This window comes from Arthrobacter sp. efr-133-TYG-104 (genome assembly GCF_030208915.1).
Classification (GTDB): domain Bacteria; phylum Actinomycetota; class Actinomycetes; order Actinomycetales; family Micrococcaceae; genus Arthrobacter.
The window spans coordinates 1-26,728 of the sequence record NZ_JARVTA010000024.1 but is presented as its reverse complement, the minus strand read 5'-3'; the positions used below and the strand labels follow the sequence as shown (position 1 = coordinate 26,728).

Annotated in this window: 27 protein-coding genes; 11 read left to right on the top strand and 16 right to left on the bottom strand. The window is 63.0% G+C overall.

Annotated features, from left to right (window positions below; translation table 11 throughout):
- Positions 1-42: 42 nt before the first annotated feature.
- The 3 genes from QRN04_RS16150 (at position 43) to QRN04_RS16140 (ending at position 5,720) form a co-directional block, all read left to right on the top strand.
- On the top strand, positions 43-1,719 hold the full coding sequence (locus QRN04_RS16150) for a sigma-70 family RNA polymerase sigma factor (protein WP_284977044.1): 1,677 nt from the start codon (positions 43-45) through the stop codon (positions 1,717-1,719).
- 156 nt (positions 1,720-1,875) lie between these two features.
- Positions 1,876-4,878 (top strand): CLIPPER-2 domain-containing protein, encoded by a 3,003-nt coding sequence (locus QRN04_RS16145; RefSeq protein ID WP_284977043.1) that lies wholly within the window; start codon positions 1,876-1,878, stop codon positions 4,876-4,878.
- A gap of 62 nt (positions 4,879-4,940) precedes the next feature.
- Positions 4,941-5,720, top strand: a complete 780-nt coding sequence (locus QRN04_RS16140; protein WP_284977042.1) for an SDR family NAD(P)-dependent oxidoreductase — start codon at positions 4,941-4,943, stop codon at positions 5,718-5,720.
- Between the two features lie 14 nt (positions 5,721-5,734).
- On the opposite strand, the gene QRN04_RS16135 is transcribed toward QRN04_RS16140, so the two are convergent.
- Entirely contained in the window at positions 5,735-6,796 is a 1,062-nt protein-coding gene (locus tag QRN04_RS16135; protein WP_284977041.1) for an FUSC family protein, read from the bottom strand.
- A 144-nt stretch (positions 6,797-6,940) separates the two neighbouring features.
- Between QRN04_RS16135 and QRN04_RS16130 the strand changes: the two genes are divergently transcribed.
- Both QRN04_RS16130 and QRN04_RS16125 read left to right on the top strand, forming a co-directional pair.
- Positions 6,941-7,402, top strand: a complete 462-nt coding sequence (locus QRN04_RS16130) for an SRPBCC family protein (protein ID WP_284977040.1) — start codon at positions 6,941-6,943, stop codon at positions 7,400-7,402.
- Between the two features lie 32 nt (positions 7,403-7,434).
- A complete protein-coding gene (locus tag QRN04_RS16125) occupies positions 7,435-7,917 on the top strand; it encodes a GNAT family N-acetyltransferase (protein ID WP_284977039.1) in 483 nt (160 codons plus the stop codon).
- On the opposite strand, the gene QRN04_RS16120 is transcribed toward QRN04_RS16125, so the two are convergent.
- From QRN04_RS16120 to QRN04_RS16110, 3 genes are read right to left on the bottom strand one after another with little or no spacing between them, the layout of a single operon-like run.
- Positions 7,914-8,327 (bottom strand): VOC family protein, encoded by a 414-nt coding sequence (locus QRN04_RS16120; RefSeq protein ID WP_284977038.1) that lies wholly within the window; start codon positions 8,325-8,327, stop codon positions 7,914-7,916. The genes QRN04_RS16125 and QRN04_RS16120 overlap by 4 nt on opposite strands.
- Before the next feature lie 9 nt (positions 8,328-8,336).
- Entirely contained in the window at positions 8,337-8,960 is a 624-nt protein-coding gene (locus QRN04_RS16115) for an FMN-binding negative transcriptional regulator (RefSeq protein WP_284977037.1), read from the bottom strand.
- Positions 8,961-9,000: 40 nt separating this feature from the next.
- Entirely contained in the window at positions 9,001-9,888 is an 888-nt protein-coding gene (locus tag QRN04_RS16110) for a DMT family transporter (RefSeq protein ID WP_284977111.1), read from the bottom strand.
- A gap of 42 nt (positions 9,889-9,930) precedes the next feature.
- Between QRN04_RS16110 and QRN04_RS16105 the strand changes: the two genes are divergently transcribed.
- Positions 9,931-11,346 (top strand): aminotransferase-like domain-containing protein, encoded by a 1,416-nt coding sequence (locus QRN04_RS16105; protein WP_284977036.1) that lies wholly within the window; start codon positions 9,931-9,933, stop codon positions 11,344-11,346.
- A gap of 23 nt (positions 11,347-11,369) precedes the next feature.
- Here QRN04_RS16105 and QRN04_RS16100 read toward each other — a convergent pair whose 3' ends face one another.
- Both QRN04_RS16100 and QRN04_RS16095 read right to left on the bottom strand, forming a co-directional pair.
- Positions 11,370-13,001 carry an MFS transporter gene (locus tag QRN04_RS16100; RefSeq protein ID WP_284977035.1) on the bottom strand — a complete coding sequence of 544 codons (1,632 nt, stop codon included), beginning with the start codon at positions 12,999-13,001 and terminating at the stop codon, positions 11,370-11,372.
- Positions 13,002-13,257: 256 nt separating this feature from the next.
- Complete coding sequence (locus tag QRN04_RS16095; protein WP_284977034.1) at positions 13,258-14,058, bottom strand: putative protein N(5)-glutamine methyltransferase; 801 nt, start codon at positions 14,056-14,058, stop codon at positions 13,258-13,260.
- A 250-nt stretch (positions 14,059-14,308) separates the two neighbouring features.
- Between QRN04_RS16095 and QRN04_RS16090 the strand changes: the two genes are divergently transcribed.
- Positions 14,309-14,509 carry a hypothetical protein gene (locus QRN04_RS16090; RefSeq protein ID WP_284977033.1) on the top strand — a complete coding sequence of 67 codons (201 nt, stop codon included), beginning with the start codon at positions 14,309-14,311 and terminating at the stop codon, positions 14,507-14,509.
- A gap of 35 nt (positions 14,510-14,544) precedes the next feature.
- Positions 14,545-14,811 (top strand): hypothetical protein, encoded by a 267-nt coding sequence (locus QRN04_RS16085; RefSeq protein ID WP_284977032.1) that lies wholly within the window; start codon positions 14,545-14,547, stop codon positions 14,809-14,811.
- A 56-nt stretch (positions 14,812-14,867) separates the two neighbouring features.
- On the opposite strand, the gene QRN04_RS16080 is transcribed toward QRN04_RS16085, so the two are convergent.
- Entirely contained in the window at positions 14,868-17,441 is a 2,574-nt protein-coding gene (locus tag QRN04_RS16080) for an ATP-dependent DNA ligase (protein ID WP_284977031.1), read from the bottom strand.
- 38 nt (positions 17,442-17,479) lie between these two features.
- On the opposite strand from QRN04_RS16080, the gene ku reads away from it, so the two are divergent.
- Positions 17,480-18,346: a non-homologous end joining protein Ku gene (ku, locus tag QRN04_RS16075; protein WP_284977030.1), complete on the top strand. Its 867-nt coding sequence runs from the start codon at positions 17,480-17,482 to the stop codon at positions 18,344-18,346.
- Positions 18,347-18,395: 49 nt separating this feature from the next.
- On the opposite strand, the gene QRN04_RS16070 is transcribed toward ku, so the two are convergent.
- The 3 genes from QRN04_RS16070 to QRN04_RS16060 all read right to left on the bottom strand — a co-directional run bounded on the left by QRN04_RS16070 (position 18,396) and on the right by QRN04_RS16060 (position 19,500).
- Entirely contained in the window at positions 18,396-18,662 is a 267-nt protein-coding gene (locus QRN04_RS16070; protein WP_284977029.1) for a DUF7218 family protein, read from the bottom strand.
- Between the two features lie 45 nt (positions 18,663-18,707).
- The gene (locus QRN04_RS16065) at positions 18,708-19,229 is read right to left on the bottom strand and encodes a DUF6328 family protein (RefSeq protein ID WP_284977028.1); all 522 of its coding nucleotides are present in this window, start codon (positions 19,227-19,229) and stop codon (positions 18,708-18,710) included.
- A 100-nt stretch (positions 19,230-19,329) separates the two neighbouring features.
- Positions 19,330-19,500, bottom strand: coding sequence for a hypothetical protein (locus tag QRN04_RS16060; RefSeq protein WP_284977027.1), 171 nt, complete (start codon positions 19,498-19,500; stop codon positions 19,330-19,332).
- 310 nt (positions 19,501-19,810) lie between these two features.
- On the opposite strand from QRN04_RS16060, the gene QRN04_RS16055 reads away from it, so the two are divergent.
- Together QRN04_RS16055 and QRN04_RS16050 are read left to right on the top strand one after the other, a co-directional pair.
- A complete protein-coding gene (locus tag QRN04_RS16055; RefSeq protein ID WP_284977110.1) occupies positions 19,811-20,290 on the top strand; it encodes a Dps family protein in 480 nt (159 codons plus the stop codon).
- Positions 20,291-20,328: 38 nt separating this feature from the next.
- Complete coding sequence (locus QRN04_RS16050; RefSeq protein WP_284977026.1) at positions 20,329-21,285, top strand: DNA topoisomerase IB; 957 nt, start codon at positions 20,329-20,331, stop codon at positions 21,283-21,285.
- A 126-nt stretch (positions 21,286-21,411) separates the two neighbouring features.
- Here QRN04_RS16050 and QRN04_RS16045 read toward each other — a convergent pair whose 3' ends face one another.
- The 6 genes from QRN04_RS16045 to QRN04_RS16020 form a co-directional block, all read right to left on the bottom strand.
- On the bottom strand, positions 21,412-21,690 hold the full coding sequence (locus tag QRN04_RS16045) for an HPr family phosphocarrier protein (protein ID WP_284977025.1): 279 nt from the start codon (positions 21,688-21,690) through the stop codon (positions 21,412-21,414).
- A 39-nt stretch (positions 21,691-21,729) separates the two neighbouring features.
- On the bottom strand, positions 21,730-23,778 hold the full coding sequence (locus QRN04_RS16040) for a PTS fructose transporter subunit IIABC (RefSeq protein WP_284977024.1): 2,049 nt from the start codon (positions 23,776-23,778) through the stop codon (positions 21,730-21,732).
- A complete protein-coding gene (locus QRN04_RS16035) occupies positions 23,775-24,767 on the bottom strand; it encodes a 1-phosphofructokinase family hexose kinase (protein WP_284977023.1) in 993 nt (330 codons plus the stop codon). The genes QRN04_RS16040 and QRN04_RS16035 overlap by 4 nt, the downstream gene beginning before the upstream one ends.
- On the bottom strand, positions 24,764-25,552 hold the full coding sequence (locus QRN04_RS16030) for a DeoR/GlpR family DNA-binding transcription regulator (protein WP_284977022.1): 789 nt from the start codon (positions 25,550-25,552) through the stop codon (positions 24,764-24,766). The genes QRN04_RS16035 and QRN04_RS16030 overlap by 4 nt, the downstream gene beginning before the upstream one ends.
- Positions 25,553-25,862: 310 nt before the next feature.
- Entirely contained in the window at positions 25,863-26,060 is a 198-nt protein-coding gene (locus QRN04_RS16025; protein WP_284977021.1) for a hypothetical protein, read from the bottom strand.
- A gap of 63 nt (positions 26,061-26,123) precedes the next feature.
- On the bottom strand, positions 26,124-26,555 hold the full coding sequence (locus QRN04_RS16020; protein WP_284977020.1) for a hypothetical protein: 432 nt from the start codon (positions 26,553-26,555) through the stop codon (positions 26,124-26,126).
- Between the last annotated feature and the right edge of the window lie 173 nt (positions 26,556-26,728).

Genomic DNA, 26,728 nt, shown 5'->3' with positions numbered 1-26,728 from the left:
TCCGATTCAAGTCCCACAGGTTGTGATGTCACACTACTGTTTATGGATCAACTATTTGCGGTCGGAGCCGATGGGGCGTCTCCGGACTTGGCGAGGGCCAAGGACGACGATCCCCATATCATCGCCTTGGTCCGCCAAGGCGTAACCGATGCCTTTGACGTGCTCTACGAGCGCCACTTGAAGGTGGCCCAGTATGTTGCCCGAGCGCAGACGGACAACCCCAGCGACGCCGATGATGTTGTGGCGGAGTCCTTCGCCGCGGTCTTCCAACTGCTGCGGGAAGGAAAAGGGCCCAACGAGTTCTTCCGCTCCTACCTCCTCACCGTGGTGCGCCGTACAGCCCACGATCGGAACCGTAAGGCCAGGAGGATGGCGACCGCAGCCGATGATGCGATCCTCGATACCGCCGTGACCGATTCGGATCCTGTGATAAGTGATCTTGAGTCGAGCATTATGGCCAAAGCGTTCAAATCGCTGCCTGAACGCTGGCAGGCAGTCCTTTGGCACGTTGACATTGAAGGCCTGAAACCTGCGGCCGCGGCCCCCCTGGTGGGCCTCAGCCCCAACGGTGTCTCATCGCTGGCCATCCGTGCGAGGGAGGGCCTCCGCCAGGCCTACCTGCAACAGCACATCAGCCAAACGGTGGATGCGGCCTGCGGAGAATTCGCCAGCCAACTGGGTCGCTACGCCCGCAACGCACTGAAGCGAACCTCCCAAGAAAAGGTCAGTGCGCACCTTGAGACGTGCGCTAAATGCACCGCGCTGCTCATTGAGCTCAACGACGTCCAGGGTGGAATGCGGGCAGTCCTGATTCCGCTGATCACCGGAATCGCATTCACCCCAGGCGTTGCAGCGTCTCTGGCATCTGCCGCCACGGCGATGGGGCCATCCTCAGGAGCGGGCAGCACAGCGGTGCCCGCCCAGACTCAACGGCCCGGAGGCCTGAGCCGGCTGGTGAGGTTGGCGGGGGCTATCGCATTGGGCGTCGTGGCGTTGACGGCGGTTCTCGTCTGGTTTGTCCAAGCAAGTTCGACCACGCATGCTCCCGCGGCCGCCGACGAAGCCAGCAAAGCCCCTGCCGGGCCAACCGCCGGTAACCCGTCACCCAACGCCACGGCCAACGCCGGGCCCACCGTCACGCCCAGTGTCCCTATTTCGCTGCCGAGTTCGACGCCGGAACCCGGCTCCGTGCCGTCGTCGCCTGCTGCAGCGGTGCCGGCTGAGAGGCCTGCAGTGTCTGGGCCGCAAGCGCCCGCCGTCGTGGTCCCCGGCGTGGGGCTGCCGCCGCGGAGTTCCACGGTGGTGGACTCCGGTCTTGTGTCCTCAACGACTACGCCCCAGGCGGTTGCCGCGGCGTCAACCGAAACTGTCGATGCAACGTTCGCTTCTTCGATGGGTCCATCGGCGGCTGAGCGGCAGCTTCAGGTGCAATTCAGTTTGCAGGGTAATGGAACTCCGACCACCGCCGAGGTGGTCTTCACCTTGCCGGACCAAGCTGGCTTCGTTCAAGGAAGGACGCTGGCACCCTCCGGGTGGACCTGTGCCGAGACGGGCTCTGCCGGCAAACAGATTCGGTGTTCCACCGATGCCGTGGATCCTCAACAGCTTGCATTCATGCTCGAGGTTTCTTTGCCGGCTGGCAGCGGCAGCGGAACCCTGAACTACCAATTCGGCGGTCAAGGGATCGTCCCAACCACGTTCTCCAACACCTTCAACTAGAAGTTAAAAACTTCTTTCGATTTTCGCGTCACGATTTACGTAGTCCTGCCACTGTGTCTTTGGGCTCCTCTTGTTTGGGCGCCCTGGCCGACCGCAGACTGTGCTTCGGCCGCAAGAATGTCGGTTGAGCCAGTCCTATGGAGAAGTACGAGAATCATGAAGCTCACACGCCCAGCGAGGATGCTGGCGACCCTCGTAGCCGCAGCGGCCATCTCCTTGGGAGCGGGCGGCGCACTGTCAGCGCCTGCCCAAGCGTCGGTTCCCGCCCAAGCATCGGTTCCCGCCCGAGCGGGAGTGCTGGTCCCCACTACGGCGCCCGGCACACCCGGGGCCACCCAGCCTGGGGCGGTCATCTACTCCGAAGACTTCTCCAACCAGGACGCCAGTGGCGGCGCCATCAGCATCCTTGATTACGTTGGAGGGCCGGCCGCCGCAGATGAGACCTACAGCGCCGATCTGCCCTACACGCCGGCCGGCGGCCAGTGCGACGGGTGGATCCTGAATTCCTCCAGCCCGTTGCCAACCTCGGATGCAGGTTGCGCCCACAACCAGCCCAACGGATGGAACGAAGTCCGCGACATGGCTGTGAAACTGGGCCTTGCGCAGGGACAAACGCCAGCGCAGGCGGCAAAGAACCAGATTTTATCGGAATACACCAACAGCACGTCCGGAGCAATCACGGCCGGAAGTGAACTCCGGAGTGGAAGCGCGGGAATTCCTGCCATCGCCGGCCACTACTATGCAGTCTCGGGCTACTTTGCCCAAGTCAACTGCCAGGCGACGCACGCCAGGGAGACCTTCAGCCTCCTCGTCAACGGCTCGCCCGTGGTGCTCGGTGCCGGGCTCGACCCCTGCGGGGCCAACACAACCCAAGGCGGCAGCACTGAAATCACCAAGCTGGAGTCCGCTGCCTACCGGATCCCCTCCGGCCCGGCGATTTCCCTTGGTCTGGACATCAGGAATGAGGCGAGCAGCGGGATCGGTAACGACGTCGCCGTCGACCTTCCGCAAATCGTAGACGTCACGCCGCAGGTGGATAAAGCGTTCACGCCGGCATTGATCGCTCCGCACGGAACTTCCACGTTAACGCTGACCGTGACGAACACTGATGACCTCAAGGCCAAGCCCGACTGGTCCATCACCGATAACCTCCCGGCCGGGCTGGCTGTTGCGGCGGTCCCGAATATCGGCGGTACGTGCACCCAGGATCCAGGTACCAACCCGTATGCGGCCACTGCGGCCGCGGGGAGCAACTCCGTGACTGTTTCGGGGGGTGACTTGGCCCAGGGTGTTTCCTCATGCACAGTGACGGTGGATGTCACGGCGCAGGGGGAGGGGACATACACCAACGGGGTCGCCAACGTTGTGACTAATTTGAACCCGCCGGCTAATGCCGCCCTCGTCGTACGTGCGCCCAGGATCGCGCTCAGCGGTGCATTCGCCACGCCTCGGCTGAAGGATGCCGACCAATTCACCATGGAGATCCACAGCGGTTCCCCCGACGGCCCAATCGTGAACGACCCCACCGCTTCCTCGACCACCGGTTCGGGCTCCCTGGTATCCGCGGGCAGTGGAGATACCGGCCGCTACATTGCGGACACCGGAACCGCGTACTATCTGAGCGAGTCCGGCGTCGATCTTTCCGACTACGCGAGGTCCATCACCTGCACCGATGCCAATGGTTTGCAGCCGGGCCTGCCCGCTGGCGCCTCCCTGTCCGGCTCTTTGGCCGTGAGGCCTGTGGCAGGAGCGGACATCAGCTGCGTGGTGGCAAACACCGCAATCGCGTCACCGGGCCTTACGTTCGCAAAGTCGGCCGACGTCGGCAGCCTCCATTTGCCGCCGCTCGCCGGTGACCGGATCACGTATGCGTTCACGGCGAAGAACACCGGAAATGTCACGCTGCTGGATGTGGCCGTCGAGGATCCGATGCCCAGCCTCCCGGCCTTGGCCTACGCTTGGCCGGGCACCCCGGGCAAGCTGCTTCCCGGCCAGGCTGTCACTGCAACAGCAACGTACAGCATCACCCAGGCGGACATCGACGCCGGACACGTCGCCAACAGCAGCACGGCCAGCGCAACGCCCGTCGTAGGACCCGGGTTGCCTGTTGCTTCAAGTTCCACCGACACTCCCTTGGGTGGCGCACCGGCCATGTCATTTTCCACAGTGGCAGATCTCTCGGGGATGCATTCGCCGTCGGTCGTGGGTGACCCGATCACGTACAACGTCACAGCGAAGAACACCGGAAATGTCACTCTGAAGAACATCAACATCGTGGACCCGCTGCCTGGTCTCGCGGCCCTAAGCTACGCCTGGCCAGGTGCCTTGGGGGAGCTGCTGCCAGGCCAATCCGTCACCGCCACGGTCAAATATGAAGTGAAGCAATCGGACATCGACGCCGGGCACTTGCTGAACAGTGTGACGGTGGGCGGCGCTCCTCCCTCCGGGGTTCCCCTGGCGCCTCCTCCGGTGGTCGTGGACACTGCGTTGACGCCAAACGTCGGCCTGCAGTTTGCGAAGACTGCCGATGTTTCACGGGTCGGCGATCCGGCACGCAGCGGGGATGTCATTACCTACACGTTCACCGCCCGGAACGTAGGCGCTGTCAGCCTGCGTGCGGTCGCAATCAACGATGCGCTGCCTGGACTTTCGGCCCTGGCTTACAGATGGCCGGCTGCTCCGGGAACATTGCTCCCGGGCCAAACGATGACAGCCACTGCGACCTACGTGATCAACGGAGCTGATGTGATTGCAGGCGCTGTTCGCAACACAGCCACGGCCAGTGGTACCACTCCCGCCGGCCCAAGGACCACTACACCCCGAGCCAGCGTGGTTGTCACCTTCCCCTCGCTTTCACGCTCGGATTCCGGTGGTGCGGGCAACGGGAGTGCAACTTGGGGATCTCCGGGCACCGGAGCAGCAACCGGGGGAATTGGAACCGTCAGTTGGGGAGTGCCGGGGGTCGGAACGGGCGGATCCGGAGCCGGCGCGTCGGCCGGGCAAGGGATGTCCAGTAACGGCGCCCAAGCCTATGGCTCCTTGGCCTTCACGGGCGTCGCACTTACCGCGATACCCGTTGCGCTGGTTGCCATCGGTGCAGGCATGTTCCTTCTCTTGATGCAGCGTCGGAGAGCCCAGCGCCGGAGAATTCGGGTCTGAATAGCCAGCTTCAATAGGCAGCGCCAAACAACTCAGGAGCGTGAAGCGCGTAGTCTGGGCGGATGACGACTCGAGCCAATGAACTCACTGCCTTGGTCACTGGTGCCAGCGCCGGCCTGGGCGCCGAATTTGCCCGTCAACTGGCCGAAGCGGGGCATCATCTGGTGCTGGTAGCCCGTGACGAGCAGCGCCTTGCCGCTAAGGCGGAGAAGCTTGAACGTGACTTCAGCATCTCAGTGGAGATCCTCCCGGCAGACTTGACTACCGACGTCGGGGTTTCAGCTGTTGCAGACCGCTTGCGGGACGCTGGACGTCCTGTGGATGTGTTGGTCAACAACGCGGGGATCGGGCTGTTGAAGTCCTTCGAGCTCAACAGCGTGGATGAGGAGAGGCGGCATCTTCGGCTCCATGTCCAGACGCCAATGGAACTGTGCCACGCCGCTCTGGAGGTGATGCTGGCGCGGGGGAAGGGCCGGATCATCAACGTGGCCAGCGTTGCCGCCTTCGCCAACCGCGGCACTTATTCGGCAGCCAAAGCGTGGCAGGTGACGTTCAGCCGATGGGCGAACACCGCGTACGGGAAGTCCGGGGTGCAGATCACCGCGGTGTGCCCGGGCTTTACGCATACCGAATTCCACGAGCGCATGGGCATGGACAAGAGCGTGGCTCCCCGTTTCCTCTGGCTCACAGCGGAGCGTGTGGTTCGCGAAGGGTTGGCCGACAACGCAAAAGGCATGGGTGTTTCCATTCCCACTCGCCGGTACAAGGTGGTCAGCTTTTTCGCGAGGGTGCTGCCCGCCAAGCTCACGTCCGGTCCGCCGCGCCGTCCACTGGCCGGTTAGAGGCGACTGGCCGGTTAGCGGCGCCGCTGGACCGCCACCGCCGTCGCTATCCCTACCGTTGCTCCCACGAAAGTTTCAATCGCGCGTTCAGTCACCAGCACACCGGGGTTTATGGGTGCCGCGAGTTGCCCGACCAGAAGGATCACGGGCGTAAAGAACACCATGGCCCAGCCGTAGTGCCTGGCCATGAACAGTTCGGTGGGGAATTGGCAAAGGATCACCACCGCGGCGAGCACCACAGCGGCGTGACCTGGAAAGTATTGCAACGGCGACAGCGGACCCGGGAAGAGTACGACGGCGACCACCACCAACCCGAGGAACGTCCCCACAATGCGGTGGATACCGCGGTGGACGCGGCTGGGCAGGTCCGCGCCGGCAAGCGGAACAGCCGCGGCAGCCATGGCCCAGTGCGGGTGGCCGCTGCCGGTAAGGACGCCGATAATGCCTGTGACGCCCACAGCCAATAAGTAGCGTGCGGCATGTACCAGGCCCGCCCGGTTCAGGGGGCCGCGGAGCAAGGAAATATTTCGGGTGGCACCCGCCAGCCACGTCCGGCGTCGGAACCAGCCGGCAAAGCCGATCACCACGGAGAAGGCGGCAGAGGCCGCTGCGATGAGTACCGCGACGGCCCATGGGACACTCGTTGGGACGGAAGCGCAGGCACCCAACGCCAAGATGCCGAAGAAGGGCCCGATGGGTTTGAGCCGCACCGCGTCCGCATACAGGGACCCGACTCCAGCGAAAAGTGCCTCTATCAGCACGAGCCACCAGGAATGGATGTGATTGACGGAGAGGGCCACCCCAATGCAGACGCCACCAAGGAGCATCGCGGCGGCTTGGCCTTGGTGCTTAAGGCGGAGTTGGTGGGATTCATGGCGGCCGTACATGCCTGTCAGTGCGCCGAAAACCGCGTACATCATCAGCTCGGGCCGCCCGACCAGGACCAGGAAAACCCCTGGCACAGCAACGCTGACAGCAACCCTCAGGGCCGAGAGCTTGTCGTTGTTCGCTGGGCCCATCCTGTACAGATCGCGGGCATGCCCCAGGAACGTCGGCACGGGTACACCGCCAATCATTGTGGGTCGTGAGCGCATTGTGGGTGGTGAGCGTCATTGCCTGTTACGAAAACTATCAGGATCGTGCGTGGCGATGCCATCGGGCATTCACAACCCGTAGCAAGTGTGCGGCGCAAGCGGCCCCGGTTCTGGGAAGATCGAGGTATGCCAGTAGCTTTCGTCTGCCGCACCCGATCCTCCATGTTGCCGCAAGAGCTCTTTGATCTCTCCCGCAACATCGACGCCCACGTTGGGTCAATGACGCGGAGCCGGGAGAAGGCAATCGGCGGCGTTACGTCGGGACTGATCTCCGAAGGGCAGACCGTCACATGGCAGGCATGGCATCTCGGAGTGAGGTTCCGCATGACCAGCCGCATCGTACGGATGGAGGCACCGGCGTCGTTCTCTGACGAGCAGGTGAAGGGCCCTTTCAAGTACCTCCGGCACACGCACGAATTCCGGCCCGACGGCAGCGGGACCCTCATGGTGGACACCGTGGAGTTCGCAGCGCCCTTCGGGCCGCTGGGTCGGTTGGTGGAGAAGTTGGTCCTGGCCCGCTACCTGCAGAACCTCATTGAGAAACGCAACGAATTCCTGGTGGGGCAAGCACCGGACGCCCACCAATGATCAGGCTGGCGCACGCGGATGACCTGGTCATCATGCAGCAGATTGAACGGGCCGCCGGAGAGACCTTCCGGAGCTTGGGGATGGACGCCATCGCCGATGACCAACCGTTCTCCGTGGAGAAGCTGAACAGCTACGCAACCACCGGCCGGGCATGGGTGTACGTCGACGGGCTCGACTATCCGCTCGCTTATTTGCTGGCCGACGTTGTGGACGGTGACGCACATGTTGAACAGGTCAGCGTCCACCCGGATCAGGCACATCAGGGCCTGGGCCGGGAACTGCTGGACGCCGCCCGGATTTGGGCCAGGGGCCACGGGATGCACCGACAGACACTCAGCACTTTCCGCGATGTGCCGTGGAACGCCCCGTATTACAGGCGCCTGGGGTTCGGAGTGCTCGACGCCGGCAGCTGGGGACCGGAGCTCGCTCGCCTCATGAACGACGAGGCTGACCTGGGGCTGACCCATTGGGCGCGCGTGGCGATGTGGCGGCCCGCGGTTCCACCGGGTCGCTAATCGGCTACCAACTCCACCTCGTAGCTGTCGGTATTGAGCAGGTACGCGGCGTAATGATCGGGACCGCCGGCGTGCGGGTACTTTGACTCGAACATCTCATACCAGCCGGCATCGGCACCGAGCGCCCGGATCCTGTCCACGTTTTCCCGTGTGCCCGCATGGAAGGCCACGTGATTTACGCCAGGATCGGTGCGGCGATGCGCGGTGCCGGTGATGGCGTCGGTTTGTTCCACCACGACGTACGTGCCATTGAGCTTCCAGCTGCATCCGGTGGGCCATTCCTGGAACGGCTGATAGCCCAGTTCGCCCAGGAGCCACCCCCACTCATCGCGGGCACGCTCAAGAATCGGTACCCAGATTTCAAGGTGGTGGATGGACCCTACAGATCCCGTAGCAGCAATGTCTCGCATGCGCCGAGTCTACGAGGTCCTTGCCCGTTCCACATCGGCAGCACTCTGGAGATCGCCGCGTGCTTGGAGTCCGGCGATGACGCCGCTGACATCAGCCGGAGCCCTGTTTTGGCTGAGTTTGGTCTTCGCCTCCACTCTGCTGATCACGAGTTCGACGCCGACAATCGCCCTTAGCTGCCCGGCGATGAACCGTTCGGGTGCTTCGTCCACAGTCCACGGGTGCTGCATCTGCGCCTCGTGGTTGTTGGTCAAGCGCCGCACATGCCGGGCGAGCCAGTCGACGTCGTCGTGTATCACGAGCTCGCCGTAGACGTGCGCGGTGGAGTAATTCCACGTTGGCACCACGCGGCCATGCTCAGCTTTGGAGGCATACCAAGATGGCGAAATGTAGGCATCCGCACCTTGCAGGATCATGAGTGCCTCTCCCGTGACCGGGGCCGACCACTGGGTGTTGTTGCGGGCCATATGCGCCTGCAGGGCTCCGTGCTCGCCGACCGAGGGGTCGTAGGCGAACGGCAGCAGGGTGGCAAGCAAGCCGCCCGGCGACATCGTGATGAGGTTGGCGGTGCCGGAGTTGTGGAGCAGGGAGTCAACGGCTTCAGGGGAGGCGGCGAAATGCGCGGGGGTGTACATGGAGGCGTCCTTTCAGGGGGCAAATAGCTTCAAGGGGATGTTAGGAGTTCGACGGCGGCCCAAGCCTCACGCGGACGGCAGCACCAGCACAGAGGATCACCGCGAGGCCGCCCACCACGGTGGTCCAGGTCATCGGCTCGCCGAGCAGCAGGCCCGCCCATGCGATGCTCAACACTGGCTGGACCAGTTGGATCTGGCTGACCTGCGCCATGGGCCCGATGGCCAATCCGCGGTACCAGGCGAAGAAGCCCAGGAACATACTCACCACACCGAGATAAGCGAAGGACAACCATTGGGCGGCCGAAGCGGAAGGAGCTCCCGCACCAAGGGAAACAATTGTCAGCAGGATCATCACCGGAGAAGCCACCACCAACGCCCAGGAGATGGTTTGCCAGGCTCCGAGTTCCCGGGCCAACAAGCCGCCTTCCGCGTAACCGATGGCGGCAGCCACCACCGCCCCGAGCAGCAGCAAGTCCGCCCAGTGGAGTGAGCCGAAGCCGCCGGACTGGACCAAGGCGAACACGAGGGCCGCGATCACGCCGATTGCTGTCAGGACCCAGAACAGAGGACGTGGGCGTTCACGCCCCCGGATCACCGCTACTGTTGCCGTGGCTGCGGGCAGTAGCGCGATGACCACGGCCCCATGGCTGGCGCTGGTGCTTTTCAGGGCGAAAGTAGTGAGCAGCGGGAATCCGGCAACAATTCCGCCCGCTACAACGGCCAAGCGGAACCATTGCGAACCAGCCGGCAAACGTTGCTTGGTCAAGCCGAGCGCCAGCGCTGCCAGCAAAGCCGCTACCACGGCCCGGCCCGCGCCGATGAACAGCGGGGACATTCCCTCCACAGCCATGCGAGTTAGCGGCACGGTGAAGGAGAAGGCCACGACGCCGAGCAGGCCCCACCAGATTCCGGTCGACGTCCGGTGGATACCACTGGCTGCGAAAGAGTAGTAGCGCTACTATTGTGACTCATGAACAACGATAGCAGTTCCCGAATCGCCTTGCGCGTCAAAGAATGGGTCGCAGGGGCGGCGCCGGGAGCCAAGCTGCCATCCACCAGGCAACTTGTGGCTGAATACCAAGCGAGCCCGGTAACGGTCCAGAGGGCCCTGAGGACGCTCACGGCACAGGGCTTGATCGAAAGCCGTCCCGGTGTGGGAACCTTCGTGCGCGCTTACCGGACGGCGAGGCCGTCGGATTACGGGTGGCAAACTGCGGCCCTGCGCTCGGCGCAGGTAGCCCGGCCCCTCAACTCAGCCGCAATGCGCAGTGCCTCGAACGACGTCATCGCGTTCCACTCCGGCTACCCGGCCCGGGAACTGTTGCCGGAGCGCCTCGTCCGCGCCGCGCTCACCCGCGCAACAAGGGGAGATGCGGCCCTGTCCCGGCCGCCCGCGCAAGGGCTTCCCGAGTTGCAATCATGGTTCGCCCACGAACTCAGTGTGTCCACGCCGGTGGGCGTCACGCCACCCCAGCCGAGCGACGTCGTGGTTCTTCCCGGAAGCCAAAGCGGACTCAGCTCCATTTTCCGCGGCCTGGTGGGTCACGGGCAGCCTCTGCTCGTGGAATCGCCCAGTTACTGGGGTGCGCTGCTCGCTGCCGGCCAGGCGGGCGTGAACGTCATTCCGGTCCCCAGCGGTCCGGAGGGCCCTGATCCGGATGAACTGGCCCGGGCTTTCGAGGAATCAGGCGCCCGGCTGTTTTATGCACAGCCCAATTTCGCCAACCCCACAGGCGCCCAATGGTCCGCCAAACGGGGCGAAGAGGTGCTGCGGATTGTGCAGCAACATGGGGCGTTCCTTGTGGAGGACGACTGGGCCCATGACTTTGGCATCACCGCGCCGTCCGTTCCCATCGCTGCCAAGGACGATTCCGGCCATGTGGTGTACATTCGCTCGCTGACCAAGAGCGTCTCGCCATCCATCCGCATCGCTGCGATCATCGCACGCGGCCCGGCCCGTGAACGGATCATGGGTGCCCAAGCTGCTGAGTCCATGTACGTCAGCGGCCTGCTCCAAGCCGCAGCGCTCGACGTCGTCACGCAGCCCGGCTGGCAGACCCACCTCCGCGGACTCAGCCACCAGCTGCAGTCCAGGCGCGACCTCCTGGTTACGAGCCTCGCCGAACAGGTCCCGGAGGCGCACCTCAGCCACCTGCCCAAAGGCGGCTTGAACCTGTGGTTGCGGATGCCGGACGGGTTCGACGTCGAACAACTCACCAAGGACTGCGAGGCGGCAGGGGTGCTCATTGCCGCTGGAACCGAGTGGTTCCCCGCCGAACCGGAGGGACCCTACATCAGGCTCAACTACGCCGGCTCCAATCCGGGCGCCTTCCCGGAAGGCGCCCGGATCATCGGCCAAGCCGTACGGGGCTTGCTGCCCGCATAGCCGAGGCCGCCGTCGAACGCTTCCTAGGTGGAGGCGAGATCCTTGTTACCGTTGCCAAAGGCGGAATCGTCGATGGGCCGGCCGTCGAACGGCATCTGGTCCAGGTTGATGAGCGGGTTGGTATCCTGCGTCGCCACAAGCTCCCTGGCCTCCGCCGCGGTGTCCACGCTGGGCATCGATCCCGGCAGCGGGCGCTGGGCTGATTCGCGGAGGAAGTAGATCGCGATCGCACCAACGATTGACGTGGCCATCAGGTAATACGCCGGCATCATGTCATTGCCGGTGCCCTCGATGAGGCCTTGGACGATGAACGGGGTGGTGCCTCCGAAGATTGCTACCGAGAAGTTGTAGGCGATCCCCATTCCGCCGTAGCGGCTGGACGTCGGGAACAGCGCCGGCAGCGCAGAAGCCAGGTTGGCCACATAGAACGTGACCGGGAAAGCCACCAGCGCAAGCCCTGCCAAGGTGGACCAGATCTCCCCGATCCCAATCAACATGAAGGCTGGGATGGCGAAGACGATGGTGCTGCCTGCGCCGATCCACAGCACGGGACGGCGCCCGATACGGTCCGAGAGCTTACCCGTGAGCGGGATGCACACTGCCATGATCACGAGGACAGGGATGGTCAGCAGGGTGCCGTGGACGGGGTCGTAACCCTTGGAATCGGTGAGGTATGTGGGCATGTAGGAAGTCAACGCGTAACCTACCGTGTTGGCTGCCGCTGCGAGGATCATGGCCAGCACGATCTGGCGCCAGTATGCCTTGATGATTCCCACCGGGCCCTTGGCGACGGCGACGTCCTGCGAGGCTGCGTCCTTGGCGAGGGCTTCCTGCGCATCCAAGGTTGCTTGGAATTGGGGGGATTCCTCGATTTTGCTCCGGAAGTACACGGCGATGACTCCCAGCGGGCCGGCAATGAGGAACGGAAGCCGCCAGCCCCAGTCCTCCATCACGGACTGTCCCATGGTGAGCTGCAAGACCGAAACCAGGGCGGCACCCAAGGCAAAGCCGATGTAGCTGCCCATATCCAGGAAGCTCGCAAAGTAGCCGCGCCGCTTGTCCGGGGCGTACTCACTGACGAACGTGGTGGCGCCGGCGTACTCGCCACCGGTGGAGAAACCTTGGATGAGCTTGAGGATAACCAGCAGCGCGGCAGCCCAAATGCCGATCTGCGCGTACCCGGGCAAAAGGCCGACGGCGAACGTGCTGGCCGCCATGAGCATCAGGGTGGTCGCGAGGACCTTTTGCCGGCCCACCTTATCGCCCAGCCAACCGAACACAACCCCGCCAAGCGGGCGTGCCAGGAAGGTTGCAGCGAAGGTTCCAAGCAGGAAGAGAGTCTGGACCGACTTGTCCGCTTCCGGCAGGAAGACGGGTCCCATGGTGGTGATGAGGTACCCGAACACGCCGACGTCGTACCACTCCATCGTGTTGCCGACGATCGTGCCGCCGAGGGCTTTGCGCAGCATCGGCTTGTCCACCACGTTGACGTCGGATTCTTTCAGCCGGCGCTTGGGGCGGAGCTTAATTTTCTTGGAGTTCTTTGCTGGGTTCCCAGCGTTGGGCAAACCGGGGGTAGGGCTCGCCGATCCTTGATTCCCGGCGGCGTTCCTTGCGCCGTTCGGGGAGACGGTGTTGCTTTGGTCTGTGGGCATTTGGGCTGCTCCTAGGGAGGTCATTTGCTTGCGACTTCTGCTGCCCCGCTCTGGGCAGGGTTTCAATTTTACGGGGTTGGATGGAAAAACCCGAGTTGAGATCCGATTTTTAGGCTGTTTAAGGGTGCAGATTGCCTAGTTGTGTGGCATCTCATTGCCCTCTTTTGCCCTGCGACGGCGCGGGAGTCGGGTGATTTTTGCCCTTCAGGACACCTTGTTGCCAAATTGTTGGGCTGAGCCCGCACTATGGGCCGGTTTAGCCTCTAAAACTTTTGATTGCAGGTAGGGAAGGGACTGTTCCCACTACCACCGTGGCGTCGAGATCCTCGTCCGTGACCACGCCCGCCACCAAGCCCGCCCGGGTCATGATTCCGGCAGTTTCGGGCGCCTGCCGCCGCGAAGACTCGATCAGGAGCGAACCACCCGGCGCTAACCACTCAGCCGCCCCGAGCGCGATCCGACGCTGCACATCCAAACCGTCAGCGCCGCCGTCGAGCGCCACTATCGGCTCGTGGAGCCGCGCTTCCGGGGGCATCATGCTGATGGAGCCGGTCGGGACATACGGGGCGTTCGCCAGGAGGAGGTCCACCTTGCCGAGGAGTTCCCGTGGGAGGGCCGCGAAGAGGTCGCCGTGGAAGACTCGCCCGCCGCGGGCTTCAACATTTCGTCGCGCGCACGCAACTGCGGCGGGATCAATATCGGCCGCGTAGAGCTGGCAGTTACCTAGTGCGTCGGAAACGGCCGCACCGATGGCCCCCGAGCCGCAGCAAAGGTCGACGACGACGGCACCCGGTGTGGCAAGCAATGCCGCGTGGTTGACCAGCAACTCAGTGCGCCGCCTCGGCACGAAGACGCCGGGACCCACCATGATGCGGCTGCCGCAAAAATCAACCCATCCCACGATGTGTTCCAAGGGCAATCCGCGTACCCGTAAGTCCACAAGCCGGGACAATTCCTCCGGGTCATGTGCGGCGTCGAGGAGGACCTGGGCTTCCTCCTCCGCGAAAACGCAGCCCGCGGCACGGAGGGTGGTGACGATCGACGTTGTCCGGATCACGAGTGCAATGCTAATCGAAGGGGTTCACAAACGTCCCGGAGTTTCGTTAGGGTATGAAGCATGGGAACACTGATTTTTGATTAGACCGGCCGTGCCCTCCCAAGGAGGATTCCGCCGCCTAACAGAAGACAAAAATCCATGCCTGTTGAGGCTTGCCTCCATGCCGTTCCCGTTGTCGCCGACTTCCTCTTGAACCGAAAACGCCACGGGATACGTGTCTCTTCAGGACTCACACACTTTAGGAGTCCAAATGACTGCCAACCCTTCCGACAATAAGAACCAAGCTGCTACCGGTGGGATTAAATCCAAGCTCACCGATGCCCAAAAGGCGATGCTCGCCAGCAAGTCCGGCGGCGGAGCACCAGCCGGTTGGCAAAGCACAGGCAAGGGGCACAAGCCCACATCGGCCAGCGGCAAGCAGGCAAAGACGGAGAAAAAGGTCCGCTGGTAGACCCACCGGACAGGACACTGGAGAGAGGAAGAGTCATGACCGCGAATCATGAGCCGGAGAACATCGATGCCGGATTGGCGCGTCACCTAGCGGAGTCCATGGGCAAGGCTCCCATGCCTGCGCAGGCAACCATTGCCTTGGCTTTGGGCAATGACCAAGGAGCACCCTGGCCGGACGGGAACGGTAAGCACCGGCACCACTTGGGTTCCGGGGCCGACCCGGGCCACGGGCGCTTGGGCCAAGGTGCGGCGGTGACGGCAGTCCACCGGACCAGCCGCCCCCAAATGCCGCACTCCTCCTAGCCGCAGTCCCGCGTCCCGCCCACCCCAAGCGCCGCCCCACCCAGCTGAGTCGCGACCTAGTTGGGTGGGAGGACGTCCTTTGGCGTCTTGTCCGTTCGCCAACCGCGCCACACGGGATGGCGTAGCCGCCCGGGACCGGTCCAGTTGCCGAACGCCACCTCTGCTACGAGGTCAGGCCGCACCCAACGGGCACCGGCAGCGTCCTCACGCGGGATGTCCGCGAATGGCGTTTCGCTGACCGTGCGCGACTCGAGCGTTGCCTGGATTTCACGGAGCTGCCAGTCCTTGAAGCCCGTTCCCACCCGTCCCACGTAGCGAAGTTTGGCACCGTCGGGGATGCCCAGCAGCAGGGAACCGATGGTGCCGCTCCGCGCTCCGAACCCCGGCCGCCAACCACCCACCACCACTTCCTGGCTCTGCTCCAGCTTGAGTTTGATCCAGGACCTGCTGCGGCGCCCCACTACGTACCGGCTGTCGGCCTTCTTTGCCATGACGCCCTCAAGGCCCAGTTCCGCCGCGCTCTTCATGAGGTCATCCACGTCGTGCTCCAGGACGGCCGATACGTGCAGCGGGCCGTCATCCTTCAGGTCCTTCGTAAACGCCGACAGCCTGTCCCGGCGCTCGCGGTACGTCAGGCCGGTGAGGTCGGCGCCGTCGTCGTACAGAAGGTCGAACAGCATGAGCTGCACGGGCACCGAAGCCCGCGCGCGTTCTATGTCTGCGGTTTTGACCAGGTTCATCCTCAACTGCAGGCGCCCGAAGTCGGGCACGGAGCCCTTGCCGAGGGCCACGATCTCGCCGTCCGCCACGAAGTTGCCGTCGGGCCACAACCCGCGGTCCGTGAGCTCGGGGTAGGCAGCCGTGAGATCGTTACCGTTGCGGCTCGTCAATCGGATCCCGCCGTGGGTACCCGTGATGACAGCCCGGATACCGTCCCACTTCAACTCGAAGAGCCAACCCTTTCCGCGCGCGTCGGCTACCGTTCCTGCAGTCGCCAGCATGGGGGCGTAGTCCGGGATTGGTTGGGGCGTGGGCTTCTTGTCCGGAGGAATAGTTTTCGACGGCGAAGGCCCGGCTTTGGTGACGGGCGTTCCGTGACGTCTTCCGGGCTGGTCCTTCATCAAGTGGATGAGCCACCGGTCTCCGGTGTTGATCAGCGCCAAGCGCTTGGTTCCGCCCAGGCCACCTCCGGGCTGGCCGGTCAGCGTGGCAATCACTTCCTTGCCGTCCCGCCATTTTTCGCAGGTGAACTCGCCGCTGTCCCAGATGCTGACCGTTCCGGCGCCATACTCGCCGTCAGGAATCACCCCCGCGAAGTTCGCGTAATCCATGGGGTGGTCCTCGGTATGGACCGCAAGATTGTTCCGGTCAGGGGTCTCCGGGACGCCCCGCGGCAGGGCCCAAGATACCAGGACGCCTTCGTGCTCCAACCGGAAGTCCAGGTGGAAGCGGCGGGCATGGTGCTCCTGGATGACGAAGATGCCGCCGGGCGGAGGCGGATCGCCGGGTTTCGGTTGCTCGGAGGATGCGGCGGCGGACACCTTTGAAGAAGCAGCAGACGACGCCGGAAACGGTTCGGGTGTCTTCTCCGGATCGCGCATCCCAACGTACTTGGCAAGACGGCTCTCCACGGTCACCACCCTCTCGCGTGGCGGGGCGGAGCCTTCGGATGCATGGCCCCCGCCCGCGCTGCCGCCCGCGCCGTCGTCGTCCGCTTCTTCGCTGTGGGGCGGCAGGTGCCGTTCGGAGATAGGCGCAAAAAGGTCCTTGCCGGTTCTTACGCGCTTCATGACAGCCGAGTAGTCGAGGTGGTCAAGCGTTGGCGAGGCGAGTTCGCGCCACGTGCGCGGCGCCGCCACCGTGGGGTGGGCCTTGCCGCGGAGGGAGTAGGGCACGATGGTGGTTTTGTTGCCGCTGTTCTGGCTCCAATCCACCAGGACCTTCCCGTGCCGGAGCGACTTTTTCATATCGCTGACCACGAGATCGGGGTGGTCCGATTCCAGCGACCGGGCGAGTTCGTGAGCGAAGGCGGAGACGTCCTCGGAGCGTAGTGTCCCGTCCAAGCCGGTATACAGATGGATGCCTTTGCTGCCGCTGGTCACAGGAACCGGCTCCATCCCCATGTCCTGGAGGATGGAGCGTGCCAGCTTGGCAACTTCCACGCATTCGGGGAGCCCTGCGCCAGGACCGGGGTCCAGATCCAGGACGAAGCGATCGGGCCGGAGCGGTTTTCCGGACGGATCCACCTGCCACTGCGGAACATGGATTTCCAAGGACGCGATTTGGGCCATCCACGTGAGCGTTGCAAGGTTATTGACCAATGGGTAGTCGTTGACATGGTCAGAGTGCTGGATGGTGGCGCGAGGAATCCACTTCGGTGCTGATTCCTCCAAGTTCTTCTGGAAAAAGACCTGGCCAGGGTGCGCAACGGTGCCCACTCCGTTGACCCAGCGCTTGCGGGTGACCGGACGGTTCGCTGCTGCGGGGATCAGGAAGGGCGCCACGGCCGCGTAATACTCCAGCACTTCAGCCTTGGTGGTGCCGGTTTCCGGGTAAATGATTTTTCCAAGATTGGTGAGGGTCAGTTGGTGCCCCTCCACGGTCACCCGCTCCTGCTGCTTGCCTGCCACCTCTTCTCCTCTGCTGCTATGTGCTGTTGACTGGGTGCATGAGGGCCATCTGGAAGGGATCTATCGCGTTCGGTCTGGTCAACGTACCAGTGAAGCTTTACAGCGCCACGGAAGATCACGATATTAGCTTGCACCAAGTCCACAATGAGGACGGCGGGCGCATCCGTTATCAGCGTAAATGTGAGATTTGCGGTGAAGTTGTTGCTTATGAGGACATTGACAAAGCGTATGAGGAAGATGGCCGCACAGTGGTCCTCACCTCCGCTGAATTGAAATCCCTGCCCGAGGAAAACAGCCGCGAAATCGAAGTGGTGGAGTTTATCCCTGCTGAGCAGTTGGATCCGATCATGTACGAGCGAAGCTATTTCCTGGAGCCGGATTCCAAATCTCCCAAGGCCTACATGTTGTTGCGGCAGACTCTCGAAGATACTGACCGGATAGCGATCGTGCAGTACGCCCTGCGCCAAAAGACCCGCCTGGGCGCGCTCAGGGTTCGTGGAGATGTGCTGTTGCTCCAGGCGCTCTTGTGGGGGGATGAAGTCCGGGAAGCAAAGTTCCCTTCCTTGGAGACGGACATCAAGATCACGGACAAGGAGATGGAGATGTCTTCGGCTTTGGTGGATTCCATGGCCCACGACTTCGATCCGGAAGAATACACGGATGATTACCAAGCACAGTTGAAGACCTTGATCGAGGCCAAGCTTGAGAAAGGTGAGGCCTTGGATACCGAGGCCACGTTCGGCGCGGTCGAGGGCGAAGGGGAGGGCGGGGACGTTATCGACCTCATGGAAGCCCTCAAACGGAGTTTGGACAAGAAACGTGGCAAGGAAAAGGCGTCCGACGACGACGCTGCCGCCGACAAAGCTGCCAGCAAACCCAAGGCGCGGGCGAAGAAAAAGGCATGACCCGGCGTCGAACGCCCAACTAAGCTGCTACCTGGTTGGGCCGGCGGAGTCAGTGGTTCCGCAACATCGAGATAAGGTCGGATTTCTTCTTGTCGGAATAACCTTTGATACCTAATTCTTTTGCGCGGGACTTCAGCTTGGCAACGGTCCAATCGTCGTAATCCCCGGCCTTTCCACCTTTGCGGCCTACTTCCTTGCGTCCTTGGGCCGCAGCCGCATTGGAGATGCGGGCAGCTTTCTCTTTGGACGCGCCATCCTCCCGGAGTTCTTCATAAAGCTCGGGATCTTTCAGGCTTGGGTTTTTCTTTTGCGGCATCTTCTTGTTCCTTCCCAGCAGCGGGTTTATGGTTTCTGCGCAGTTCTAGGATTCTGGTGCAGGGGTGTGTCCCTCGCCCTCGTCCCGGGCACGGCGTTGCAACCACAACGGCATGCCCACCACAAAAACGAGCACCACCAAGAGAATGCAACCGCCGGCCACCAACCCCGCAGTCCTGCCCACTGTCACGTCAAAGACCAAGGAGGCCGAGCCGGTAATCAGGATGGCAACACCGGCCAGCGCCCACTTGGTGATGATGTCCGCGCTGGAAACGAGGACGGCCTTGAGCCCGCGCCGGAAAAGCCTGCGGTGAACACTGACCGGCAGAACGATGAGGACCGTGGTCAGCGCAGCGGTCATCACGTTGAGGAGGTACAACGTCCGCTGCCACTCGTCCAGGCTCGCGAAGCGCGCTTGAAAAGGCAGTGTCAGCAGGAAGCCGCCCAGGATCTGAACCCCGGTTTGCAGGACGCGCAATTCCTGGATTAACTCCATCCAGTTGCGGTCCATCCGTTCTTCCGTGGACTCGTTCCGTCCGGTCCGCGGGCCCTGTTCCGCCTCAGACATCGTCTGCTCTCCGCCGTTTGGGATCGGCGCCAGACGCGAAAGGGCTGTCCCGGCGTGCAGTTCGATTGCGGCTCGGACAGCCCTTACGGCCGGCGTTGGTTTATACGGTGTGGCCCCGGCGGCCTGACACGTAGTTCAGGATCCAACCGATGACCGCGACGACCAAGAGGATTATTCCCACCCACAGTAGCCAGCTCACTGCTTGGGCGAACCCGCCAACGAGGAGAAGGACAATCGCAACGATGCCAGCAATAATCAGAAGCGTATTCATGGTCAGCACATTCCTTTCCGGGGGGATCTTCAACCTTTGTCTCGGTCCCCGACGATGCGTTCCCTTTTACTTCGGTTCCATATTTTGAAGCCCTCGGTGCGCATAAACTCCCCGCGGGCTTTATCGTTTCCACGAATCGGCGTTTTCCCTAACGGAAGTTCGCCGACCGTGAACAGCAACCACACTTCATTGTACTACTAAGGGTCCTTATGAAAGGGTGGGGAGAGTCGTCATCTGATGATCTGGCGGTTGCCGAGGATTTTGGGTGGCAACGCTATTCGCTCGCATGACCGTCCACGAGAGGAACACCATGAAAGCGTCGCAACAGCTCGCTGACAACCTTCAAATCGTCCTGACGGACCTGATCGAGCTCCAACTCCAGGGCAAGCAGGCTCACTGGAACATTGTGGGCCCTAACTTCCGGGACTTGCACCTGCAACTGGACGAGCTCGTCCTGGCCACCCGCCAGTTCGCGGACGACACTGCCGAGCGGATGCGCGCCCTCCATGCCCTCCCGGACGGACGCAGTGCCACGATCGCCAAGGGCACCCGCTTGGAGGAGTTCCCGGCTGGCTTGGTCAACACCAAAAAGGCCGTCAAGTTGGTGACGGACCGCGTTGAACGTGCCGTGCAGACCATGCGGGATGTCCACGACGAGGTTGATGAAGAAGACCCCACGACGGCGGACCTCTTGCATGCGTTTATCGCCCGGCTGGAGCAGCTTGTTTGGATGATCAATGCCGAGATCATGAGTGCCGACACCGCGGTCACGGACCCGGATGAGGCCTAGGCATAGCGGAATCCGGCTAACGCGAACGGCTGAGCGGCATGCCCCGGCTACGGCGCAGCGACCTTTCCAAGCCCGGCATAATACGCCGGAAAGCCGGCAAGGGATTCAGCTACAGACACCCTGACGGATCGCCGGCCAGTAAGGAGGATCGCCAGCGCATTAACGCGCTGGCGATCCCGCCTGCTTGGACCGACGTCTGGATCAGCCCTTTCGAGCACGGCCACATTCTGGCAACGGGGGTGGATGGTGCAGGCCGGAGCCAGTACATCTACCACCCGCGCTGGCGCGAACAGAAGGACGCCGAAAAGTTCATCCGCGCCGCACAGCTGGGGTTGGTCCTGCCCTCGGTGAGGCGCAACGTAACCGTCCACCTGCAGGACAGCACCTCGCCGCGGCAACAAACCCTCGCCGCCGCTGTCCGCCTGATGGATTTGGGGGCGCTCCGGGTGGGCTCCGAAAGCTACATGAAGCAAAACGGTTCTTACGGGCTGACCACTCTTCGGTGCCGTCACGCACGCGTTGATGGCGCCGACGTCTATCTGAAGTTCCGCGGTAAGAGCGGACACCTCTGGGATACCTCGATCCACGATCCTGCGCTGGCCGCCTTTTTGGAGCCCCTCGCGGAACGTCCCGGCAAGGAACGCTTGCTTGCATTCCAAGCCAACGGTTCGTGGGTATCGGTGGATGCCTCCATGATCAATGAATACCTGCGGGGCATCGCAGGGGCCGCTTACACTTCCAAGGATTTCCGCACGTGGAAAGGGACTGCCGCAGCTGCGATATGCCTGATCAAGTCCGGCCACAAGGGAACCCCAAGGCAATCGATAGTGCGCGCCATCAAGGAGGCTTCGGAGCTTTTGGGTAATACGCCGGCAGTAGCGCGATCGTCCTACGTGGACCCGCGGATCATTGAGGCCTATCTCGACGGCGGACTCCAGGATGTGAAGCCAACGGAAGCTTCAATAGCCTCGTTCCTCAATGGTGTGGATGACTGAGGCCATGACGCACAGCAAGAGCCTGGACTGACCCATGTGGGGTCTGCCCAGGCTCTTGCTTTACGGTCTTGGTTGGCCGAGCGGTCGCGGGACCGAGCCGGCCGAATGCCGCCAGCGTCCGGCGAGCTATTCGGCGTCGTGGTCCGTTTCGAGAATCTTCACCAGGCTGTCCAGTGCTTCGTCAGCTCCTTCGCCTTCAGCGCGCAGCACCACGACGTCGCCGTGCGCGGCACCCAAGCTCATCAACGACAAGATGCTTGCCGCATCCATGGCGTCGTCGGCGGGCTCGCCTTGGCGGGCAATGGTGACCTCGACATCCAGGTCGCCTGCTGCTTCTGCGAAGATGGCGGCCGGCCGGGCATGGAGGCCGACGCGGCTTGCGATGGTGGCTGTACGTTCAGGCATTGGTGCTCCTTTGTAAGTGAACGGTCTTTGTTGGGAAGTCTAGACGCTGACGGTAGCTGCCGTCGGCGCTGTTTCCGACTCTACGGGCTTCTTGACGGCCCAGCGCTTGAGGGCGATGACCAAGAGTGCGGTGATGACCACTCCCACAGCGATGGACAGGAAGAACAGCAGGAAGTTGTCGATCGCGAAGAAGACGAACAGGCCACCGTGGGGAGCCTTTGACGTGACTCCGAAGGCCATGGACAGCGCGCCGGTGACTGCGCCTCCCACCATGCTGGCCGGGATGACGCGCAGGGGATCGGCGGCGGCAAACGGAATGGCACCCTCAGAGATGAACGAGGCTCCCAGAAGCCAGGCTGCCTTGCCGTTCTCACGCTCTGCGAGGGAGAAGAGCCTCTTGTCGAGGACGGTTGCCAGGGCCATTGCGAGCGGGGGAACCATGCCTGCCGCCATAACTGCTGCCATGATTTGCCATGGTGCCTGGTTGGTGACAGACGCAGCACCCAGCCCGGCCACCGCGAAGGAGTACGCGACCTTGTTGACGGGACCGCCGAGGTCGAAGCACATCATGAGGCCCAGGATGATGCCGAGAATGATGGCGCCGGCCCCTGTGAGGCTGGAAAGGCCTGTGTTCAGGGCCTTTGTCAATGCCACGATGGGTGCGCCGAGTATCAAGAACATGAGGCCGGATGCCACGAGGGAGGCGATCAACGGGATGATCACCACGGGCATCAGGCCGCGAAGCCAGCGCGCCACATTCAGCCTGCCCAGTTGGTGCGCGACGTAGCCTGCCAGGAGGCCGCCCACGATGCCGCCGAGGAAGCCGGCGCCCATGAATCCGGCCACTGCACCGGCGACGAAGCCCGGGGCAATGCCCGGACGATCAGCGATGGCATAGGCAATATATCCGGCAAGTGCGGGCACCAGGAAGCCGAGGGACAAGGCCCCGATCTTGAACAGGACCGCGCCCAGATAGGCGCCGAGGGGACCCCAGGCGTTGTCAGGGAAAGCTGTTGGGAGATTGAAGATGCTGTTCTCCACCACAATCTTGTCCGCGAAGCCCGTGATCAAGTACCCGCCCATGAGGAAGCCCAGTGCAATGAGCAAACCTCCACCGGCAACGAACGGAATCATGTAGCTGACGCCGGTCAACAGGGCACGCTTCAGCTTCTGGCCGATGTGCTCGCTGCCTTCTTCCTGGGCACGCTCGGCTTGCTCCTCGGCGCCAAAGTGCGGCACGCGGCGTGCGTGGGGATCGTCCGCAGCGGCGAGGGCTTCCTGGACCATCTTGGTGGGCTCGTCGATGCCACGCTTTACCGGTGCGTTGATGACAGGTTTACCTGCGAAGCGCTCCTTGCCGCGAACATCGACGTCGACGGCGAAAATCACCGCATCCGCGGCGGCGATGATCGCCGGGTCCAGCGGCTTGGCTCCTGAGGAACCCTGGGTCTCCACCTGAAGATCCACGCCCATCTCCTTGGCTGCGGCCACGAGCGAGTCAGCTGCCATGTAGGTGTGGGCGATGCCGGTGGGGCAGGCGGTAACGGCGACGAGGCGCTTGGGTGCTGAAGTAGCGGCTGCTTCGCGCTGCCCAACCACTCCGGGACCCCCACTCGCGGCCTCACTGGTGCGCGGAACATCGCTGATGGCGCCATCAACCAGTTCCACGATTTCTTCAGGGGTGGAGGCGGAACGCAGCGCTGCCGTGAAGTCCTTCTTGATGAGGGAGCGCGCCAGCTTGGAGAGCAGCTTCAAGTGCTCCTGATCGGCGCCGTCCGGTGCTGCGATGAAGAAAATGATGTCAGCCGGGCCGTCCTTGGCGCCGAAATCCACCTTGTGGGACAGGCGTGCCATGGCGAGGGTTGGTTCCGTCACAGCGGCCGAGCGACAGTGTGGGATGGCGATGCCACCCGGGACGCCGGTGGCGGTCTTCTGCTCCCTGGCGAAGGCGTCTGCGAAGAGTCCTTCGACCTCGGTGGCGCGGCCGGCGGCGGCAACTTTGCCTGCCAAGACACGGATGACGTCCTCTGGCGAGCCGCCCAGGTTTTGGTCGAGGGTGACCAATTGGGGTGTGATCAGCTGGGTCACTGTGAGTCCTTCTGAAGGGCCGTGATGGTTACGGCATGGGGGGTTGTTTGGTGGACTGCCGGGACAGTGGAGCCCGGCAGCGAAGCAGCAGCGGCACCATGTGCCACGGCTTGACGGAGGCAGTCCTCTGCGGAACCGCCCTGGGTTTGGGCCAACAAGTAGCCGGCAAGGGAAGAATCCCCGGCGCCCACTGTGCTGACGGCCTTAATCGGTGGATGAGTGGCAAGCCACGCACCATCTGCGGTCACCAGCACTGCGCCTTTGGATCCGAGCGTCGCCAGGACGGCACCTACACCGCTGGCAACGACGGCGGCAGCGGCTTGGGCAGCTTTTTCAGGATCTGCCTCCAGCTGCTCAGCTGTGGAGACGTTGGTGAAGCCGGCCGCGGCGGCGAGCTCGGCGAGCTCTTCCGCGTTCGGCTTGAGGAGGTCCGGCTTCCCTGCCGCATCGCCCACCAAGGCCGCCGCAAGCGGGGGTCCGGAGGAGTCGATGGCGATGCCGGGGGCTGCCGTTCCGTTTGCGTCCGACCGAAGCCGGCGTGCAATCGTGGCGTAGAAATCCGCAGGGACTCCTGGTGGGAGGGAGCCTGCGAGGACAACCCAGCTGGCACCACGGGAGCTTTCCAGCAGCAGCCCGATCAGGGCTTCTTGCTGTTCTTCGCTCAATTCCGGGCCGGGTTCATTGATCTTGGTGGTGACCCCATCGGGTTCGGTGAGGGTGACGTTGCTGCGCAGCGCCTGCCCGATTGGCAAGGCAGCAAACGGGACACCGGCGTCGTGCAGTCCTGAAAGAACCGGGTCCGCGGCGGCGCCGGGGAGCACCGCCAGGGTCTTAAGTCCGGAGGCCACGAGCGCCCGGGAGACGTTGACGCCCTTGCCGCCGGACTCCTGGTGAACGGCGACGGCACGCTGCACTTCTCCGCGGACCAGTGCTCCAGGAAGTTCCACGGTGCGGTCCAAGCTGGGGTTGGCGGTCAATGTGACGATCATGCGACCACCACCTCGACGCCGGCCTCGGCCAAGGCTTCCGCCAGGTCCCGGGAAGGTTGCCTGTCTGTAATCAAGGTGTCAACGTCCTTCAAAGTAGCGAACTGGACCAGCGTTTCAGCGTCCAGCTTGGAAGAATCGGCCAACGCAACCACCCGGCGGCCGGATTTTACGAAAGCGGCTTTTACCGCGGCTTCCTCGGGATCCGGGGTGCTCAATCCAAAGGTCGGGTGGATGCCGTTAGCGCCGATGAAGGCGATATCAGGCCGAAGCCGGTAGGCCGCATCCACGGTGGATTGTCCGACGGCGGCCTGCGTTAGTCCGCGGACGCGCCCGCCGAGTGTCTGGAGGGCGATCCCTTGGGCTGAGGAGAGCTTGCCGGCGATGGGAATGGCGTGCGTAATCACCACGAGCTCGCCGCCCCCAAGGGAAGAAGGGGCCCGCTGGGCCAAGAGGTCCGCGAGGATTTCCGTGGTGGACCCTGCGTCCAACAGGATGCTGGCGCTGGCGCCGGGGACCATGGCCAAGGCAGCGCTTGCGATACGGAGCTTTTCGGATTGGCGCTGGATGGCGCGTTCGAAGATGCTTTCTTCCCGGGTGGTGAGGCGGTCTGTGGGGACTGCGCCGCCATGAACGCGACGTAGGCTCCCGGAGTCCTCAAGGGCAGCGAGGTCGCGGCGGATTGTCTCAGTGGTAATGCTGAAGCGCTCAGCGAGGTCCGTGACACTCACCCGTCCGCGCTCTGTGACGAGCTCGGAGATCAGTTGCTGGCGTTCTTCGGCGAACACTTGCCCTCCATTGCGATGAACCGATGAGTCGAACTTCCAGTGGGGTGACCAGAGTCACACGAATGTGGAATTGATTGACTATATCTTTGTTTTGATGGACAAGTCAAGGCATATCAACAAAAACAAAGATTGATCGGCGTGAGCCAGAAGCACGAAGGTCGAGGGCAAAAAATCGAGGGCGTGCTGCACTCCCTGAAGTGCGGCACGCCCTCTTTCTTCAGGCCCCGGCGCGGAGCGCCGAGGCCCGGCCTGTAGGGGTGGTGTGTGTTTAGTGCAGTGATGAGGGGCGGAAGTTACGGCCGCCGTGGACTTATGAGTGGGGTAGTGGCCTGAGGCGGCTCCGGCGGTCCCGGGGAAACGGTGATGCCGAAATGCGGGGATCGACGCCGGTTCCCGGGTAGTCGATGGGAAGGTTGTCCGGATCCGGCGGGTCCGGTACTTTGTGCTTGGTCGATCCCGGCGCGGCGGCCGCGGCCTTGGATTCCGTCCTTTTCGGTTGTGTGTGCATTTGAACTCTCCCGATAGTCATGGGACCTGCCGGTAGGCGTGCCCCGTTGCCTGTTCCCGACGGTTAGTCGGGGATTTCCATGCGGAATCCGCAGTGGCAGCCGAGGATTCGCGTGTTGATGCAGGTCTCATAAAGCTGCTCCGAGGACCTTGGCTCCAGTGCAAGGAGGCACTGGATGCGACGCAGTTCGTGGCTCTGGGTTTTCATGGGTTCGCCGCAATGAAGGAACTGGCCTCCAAACTGCAGCACCCCTGGCGTGACTCCAGGGCGGTTCAACACCAATGCCACGCGTTGGATGGAGGCAGTGTGCTCATAGGAGTACCTGCAGGCGCTGCACTCGTAAGTCACGTCCACCACGTTGGGCAGGGGCGGGTAGTGCGACTGGATGGAATCCACCGAAAGATGCTGGTCCGCGTCGCAGTGTTTGCACCACAGAGGCTCATCCGGCGGCTGCTGTGCTTCGTCCGGAACGCGTGATGCTGGCTGGGCCGGCATGGGTCACCTCTGCAATGATGCTGCGGGGCGCCCAGCTGCTTGAGCGGAAGAAGGTCCGGTCAATGTTGCATGACCGTAGCTAGATTCTGCACTGAGGTATCCGCGGAAAGCAAGGATTCGCGTTGACTCATGGAAAAGGTCCGCGGAGCCGGGTACGTTGCCTCATCGGAAAA

Bases quoted from the DNA above. Each gene is read 5' to 3' on its own strand.
- QRN04_RS16065 (WP_284977028.1), bottom strand. From the start codon at position 19,229: ATGTCTGAGGCGGAACAGGGCCCGCGGACCGGACGGAACGAGTCCACG.
- QRN04_RS16105 (WP_284977036.1), top strand. From the start codon at position 9,931: ATGAACAACGATAGCAGTTCCCGAATCGCCTTGCGCGTCAAAGAATGG.
- QRN04_RS16140 (WP_284977042.1), top strand. From the start codon at position 4,941: ATGACGACTCGAGCCAATGAACTCACTGCCTTGGTCACTGGTGCCAGC.
- ku (WP_284977030.1), top strand. From the start codon at position 17,480: ATGAGGGCCATCTGGAAGGGATCTATCGCGTTCGGTCTGGTCAACGTA.
- QRN04_RS16020 (WP_284977020.1), bottom strand. From the start codon at position 26,555: ATGCCGGCCCAGCCAGCATCACGCGTTCCGGACGAAGCACAGCAGCCG.
- QRN04_RS16055 (WP_284977110.1), top strand. From the start codon at position 19,811: ATGAAAGCGTCGCAACAGCTCGCTGACAACCTTCAAATCGTCCTGACG.
- QRN04_RS16050 (WP_284977026.1), top strand. From the start codon at position 20,329: ATGCCCCGGCTACGGCGCAGCGACCTTTCCAAGCCCGGCATAATACGC.
- QRN04_RS16125 (WP_284977039.1), top strand. From the start codon at position 7,435: ATGCAGCAGATTGAACGGGCCGCCGGAGAGACCTTCCGGAGCTTGGGG.
- QRN04_RS16025 (WP_284977021.1), bottom strand. From the start codon at position 26,060: ATGCACACACAACCGAAAAGGACGGAATCCAAGGCCGCGGCCGCCGCG.
- QRN04_RS16100 (WP_284977035.1), bottom strand. From the start codon at position 13,001: ATGCCCACAGACCAAAGCAACACCGTCTCCCCGAACGGCGCAAGGAAC.
- QRN04_RS16115 (WP_284977037.1), bottom strand. From the start codon at position 8,960: ATGTACACCCCCGCGCATTTCGCCGCCTCCCCTGAAGCCGTTGACTCC.
- QRN04_RS16035 (WP_284977023.1), bottom strand. From the start codon at position 24,767: ATGATCGTCACATTGACCGCCAACCCCAGCTTGGACCGCACCGTGGAA.
- QRN04_RS16150 (WP_284977044.1), top strand. From the start codon at position 43: ATGGATCAACTATTTGCGGTCGGAGCCGATGGGGCGTCTCCGGACTTG.
- QRN04_RS16130 (WP_284977040.1), top strand. From the start codon at position 6,941: ATGCCAGTAGCTTTCGTCTGCCGCACCCGATCCTCCATGTTGCCGCAA.
- QRN04_RS16120 (WP_284977038.1), bottom strand. From the start codon at position 8,327: ATGCGAGACATTGCTGCTACGGGATCTGTAGGGTCCATCCACCACCTT.
- QRN04_RS16045 (WP_284977025.1), bottom strand. From the start codon at position 21,690: ATGCCTGAACGTACAGCCACCATCGCAAGCCGCGTCGGCCTCCATGCC.
- QRN04_RS16070 (WP_284977029.1), bottom strand. From the start codon at position 18,662: ATGCCGCAAAAGAAAAACCCAAGCCTGAAAGATCCCGAGCTTTATGAA.
- QRN04_RS16135 (WP_284977041.1), bottom strand. From the start codon at position 6,796: ATGATTGGCGGTGTACCCGTGCCGACGTTCCTGGGGCATGCCCGCGAT.
- QRN04_RS16090 (WP_284977033.1), top strand. From the start codon at position 14,309: ATGACTGCCAACCCTTCCGACAATAAGAACCAAGCTGCTACCGGTGGG.
- QRN04_RS16085 (WP_284977032.1), top strand. From the start codon at position 14,545: ATGACCGCGAATCATGAGCCGGAGAACATCGATGCCGGATTGGCGCGT.
- QRN04_RS16145 (WP_284977043.1), top strand. From the start codon at position 1,876: ATGAAGCTCACACGCCCAGCGAGGATGCTGGCGACCCTCGTAGCCGCA.
- QRN04_RS16060 (WP_284977027.1), bottom strand. From the start codon at position 19,500: ATGAATACGCTTCTGATTATTGCTGGCATCGTTGCGATTGTCCTTCTC.